This is a genomic window from Deinococcota bacterium (genome assembly GCA_030858465.1).
Taxonomy (GTDB): Bacteria; Deinococcota; Deinococci; order Deinococcales; family Trueperaceae; genus JALZLY01.
Genome location: JALZLY010000088.1, coordinates 1 through 3,647, shown reverse-complemented (window position 1 = coordinate 3,647; position 3,647 = coordinate 1). Strand labels below are relative to the sequence as shown.

Annotated in this window: 3 protein-coding genes; all 3 read right to left on the bottom strand. The window is 67.6% G+C overall.

Annotation, left to right across the window (positions count from 1 at the left end; genetic code table 11):
- Nucleotides 1-50: 50 nt before the first annotated feature.
- Nucleotides 51-1,361: a hypothetical protein gene (locus tag M3498_04285; protein ID MDQ3458516.1), complete on the bottom strand. Its 1,311-nt coding sequence runs from the start codon at nucleotides 1,359-1,361 to the stop codon at nucleotides 51-53.
- A gap of 40 nt (nucleotides 1,362-1,401) precedes the next feature.
- Nucleotides 1,402-2,622: a hypothetical protein gene (locus tag M3498_04280; GenBank protein ID MDQ3458515.1), complete on the bottom strand. Its 1,221-nt coding sequence runs from the start codon at nucleotides 2,620-2,622 to the stop codon at nucleotides 1,402-1,404.
- A gap of 136 nt (nucleotides 2,623-2,758) precedes the next feature.
- The coding region (locus tag M3498_04275) for a PKD domain-containing protein (GenBank protein MDQ3458514.1) at nucleotides 2,759-3,647 on the bottom strand (889 nt) is incomplete at its 5' end.

Sequence of the window (3,647 nt, the reverse complement as noted above, 5' to 3'; positions counted from 1 at the left end):
TGACTCGAGTGCGAAGGCCGCACTCGAGTCAGCCTCCTCAGCCACGCCGCTCAGTTGCCGACGAGGCCGCTCAAGCCCTGCATCACGATCCTTATCTCCTCTTCGCTGAGCGCCCGGTCGAAGATGGCCACCTCGTCGATGAGGCCGTCCCACCAGTCGCCGGCGGGGGCCTGCGGCGACTTGGTGCCGATAAAGAGGCGGTTGTTCTCGGGCTGCACCAGCTCGGCGCCGCTGGACTCGATCTCCGAGATCAGCTCGCCGTTGACGTAGAGCCTGATGTGTTCGCCGGCGTAGACGCCCGCCAGATGAGACCACTGTCCGAGCACGATGGCCTCGCCCTGGTCGATGGCGACGCGGTCCGGTTGGGCGTTGGGCCCGGCCTGGAAAATGAACTCGCCGAACTCGAAGAGGAAGCGGTAGTGGTTGTCCTCGATGCCGTACTGCAGTTCATCGGGATTGTAGCTGCCCGCCTGCAGGATACGGCGGTTAGGAAATTGTTCCTCTACGTCGGGCAGATCCTCGAGGTAGATCCACACGGTGATGGTCAGCTCGTCTGCGGGGCTTAGACCCTCGGTGTTCTCGACCTCGAGGTAGTTTTCGCCCGGAATGATCCGCGCGGCGCTGCCGAATTGCCCTTCGGCCCACGAGGCGTTGTGGAAGCTGCCGTGATGGCCGTGCCCCGAGGCGTCACTGACCGTGTCCCCCTCGCCCTCGTCGAAGAGCCAGGCGCCGACGAGGTTGCCCGCTAAGGGATGGGGCGTCACACTGACCTCTTCGGACTGGGCCTCGGCGCTCTGGCCCAGCGAGGTGACCACATAGTAATAGGTCACCTCATCCTCGAGGCCGCTGTCGGTGTAGCTCGGCTCCTGGGTGGCGGCGACCTCTTCGTAGGGGCCGCCGGGCTCGAGGCCACGCTCGATCCGGTAGCCCGTGGCGCCAAAGACCGGCGTCCAGGAGAGCCGCGCCTGTCCTCCCGCGCCCGCGGCCGTGACCGACTCCGGCGCGGCCAGCTCGGGCGCGGTGAAGGTCCTGCTTTCGCTCATCACCTCGTTGCCGGACCAGTCCCTGACGACCAGGCGGTAGTGGTAGGTGGTGTCGGGTTCCAGGCCCTCCAAGACGTGAACGTGGTTGCCGTCCAGGGCGTCTTGCTGCTCGGTCGTCCGGCCGTAGCTGTCGTCGCTGCCGTACTCGACCTGACCAATGGAAGGCGCATCGGTCTGCCAGCGGATCTCCCACTGCTGATCCTGGTTGAGGCCGGCTTCGGGTTCCCCCGTGATCTCCGGCGCCTGCGCTTGCGCCGTCACGGCAAAGGCCAGAAGAATGACGAGCGCGACTCTCGATAGACATTGAGCGTTGGACATGAAGGTTTCCTCTCTTCTCCTCGACGCGAATACCGCTTCCTTAGCGGACGAGGACCGCCGTGCCGAAGGTCTCGGGGTCGCCCCAGACCCAACCCTCGGGGAAGTAGATCTGACCCACGCGCTCGCCGCCCGGCTCGTCGGCGTCGTTGACGCCGACGGCGACGGGGAAGGTCGCCTCGGCTTCGGACGTGGTGCCGGTGGCCTCCTCGACGAGCTCGAGGGGGAAGGCCACCTCGACCGTGTAGCCGCTGTCGTGGGTGACCAGAGCCGCCTCGATCTGAGCGGTGTCCATGCCGCCCCAGGAGTGGACGTAGGTTTCGCCGTCGGCGAGGGCGACGCCGAACTGCTGGCCGCCCAGCCATATTTCCACCGCGTCGTTTTGCCAGATGTCGCCGCCACTGCGCTCGAAGACGAGCACGTCGTCGCTGACCTCGATGGCCACGTAGAGCTTGTCGTCGTCCCAGGCGAACTGCGCCACGGCGCTCAGGTCGGCGTCGTCGGTCACGTCAGTGGCGTCCGCCGTCATGGTGTGATCGATCTCGATAGGCGCCCACATCGGCCAGTCGGTCAGGTCGCCGTCGACGCTGATGGCGTCGGTTCTGGGAACGGCCACGGCCGACTCGCCGGCACCGGCCAGCACCTCGCCGAAGTCGGGCTGCGCCGTCGTCTGCACCGGCGCCGAGGCCGCCTCGCTGCCCTCCTGGCCCAGCGCGGAGACAACGTAGTAGTAGCTGGCCTCGTCCTCCAGGCCGGTCTCGCTGTAGCTCGTCTCCTGGGTGGTGGCGACCTCCTCGAAGGGACCGTCGGCGGTCTCGCCGCGCTCGATCCGGTAGCTCGAGGCCCCGAAGACGGGATTCCAGCTCAGCTGCGCCTGACCGCCGCTGACAAAGCCCCGCAAGGCCTCCGGAGCCTCTAGGGCAGGGGTGCTGAAGGTCATGTCCTCGCTCACCGTCTCGTTGCCCGACCAGTCGCGAACGACCAGGCGGTAGTGGTAGCTGGTGCCCGGCTCGAGGCCCTCCAAAACGTGAACGTGACGGCCGTCCAAGGCGGCCTCCTCGTCGGTCATCTGGCCGTAGTTCTCATCGGCGCCGTACTCGACCTGGCCGAGGCCGGGGCTGTCGGTCTGCCAGCGGATCTCCCACTGCTGGTCCTGGCCGAGGCCGGTTTCGGGTTCCCCGGTGATCTCCGGCGCCTGTGCCTGCGCCGTCACGGCAAAGGCCAGCGCGAGAACCGCGGCGAGCTGAACGCATCGTCTGATCATGTCTTCTCCTTTTTGTTTGCGTCTCGGGGTCATCGCCCTCGAGCCTCACCCTCAAGTCTTAGCGTGTCCTGGCCGCGGGTGCCGAAGCTGCGATAGCAGTCCCGGCACTCGCGGCGATCGAGTCCTCTTACTCCCGTTACTCCCGCGGGACGCCCGGGCCGACGAGCTGCACCCAGTTCACCCGCAGATCCACCTCGCCGCCGTCCTCCGCGCCGCCCTCCGCGCCGGCGACCAGATAGAGGTCATGGACGCCTTCGGCGCCCTCCAAGGGAATCGCCACCGTCTCCCAGGCGTCCTCGTCGTCCGCCGCGACCTCCACCGTGCCGAGCAACTCGCCCTGGTTGCTGCCCAGGCGCAGCTCCAGGGTGCCGCCCGTGGTGCCCGGCGCCACGCGGATGAAGGCGGGGTTGCGGCCGGTCAGGTTGACGCCCTGCCAGGCGAAGTAGTCGCCCGCCGTCCTGGCCTGCAGGTCTTGCTCGCCGTCCTCGTCGCTTGTGCTCACCGGGTTGAAGCCGGAGACGACGTCGTAGCTCTGCGCCTGCAGGCGGGTGTAGCGAACAACGTTTTCTACGCTGTCGGAGAGGCCGCCGGAGTCGGTGGCGGTCAGGCTGACGAGGTAGCGCACGTCGCCGTGCCAGTCGAGGTCCTCGGGAATGTCCACGTCGCCGCTCGCACCCGTAAAGGCGGCGAGCTCCTCGCTCCGCTCCGCGCCGTCCTCGAGGTAGTGGGCGGTGACGGTCCACTGAAGCGCCTCGCCCGAAAGCATGCCGTCCTCGGGGTCCATCGCCTGGCCCTCGAGCGTCAGGGTCCGGCCGGGCTCGGTCATGGCCCCCGGCGCGGGCCAGACGATCTCGGGGCTGGGCACGGTGTTGCCGACGACGACCTCGACCACAGCGGCCTCGCTCATTTCACCTTCAGAATCGGTGACGGTGAGGGTGGCGGTGTAGACGCCCTTGGCGGTGTAGGTGTGGCTCACGGTCTGGCCGGTGGCGGAGGAGCCGTCGCCGAAGTTCCAGGAATAGGTC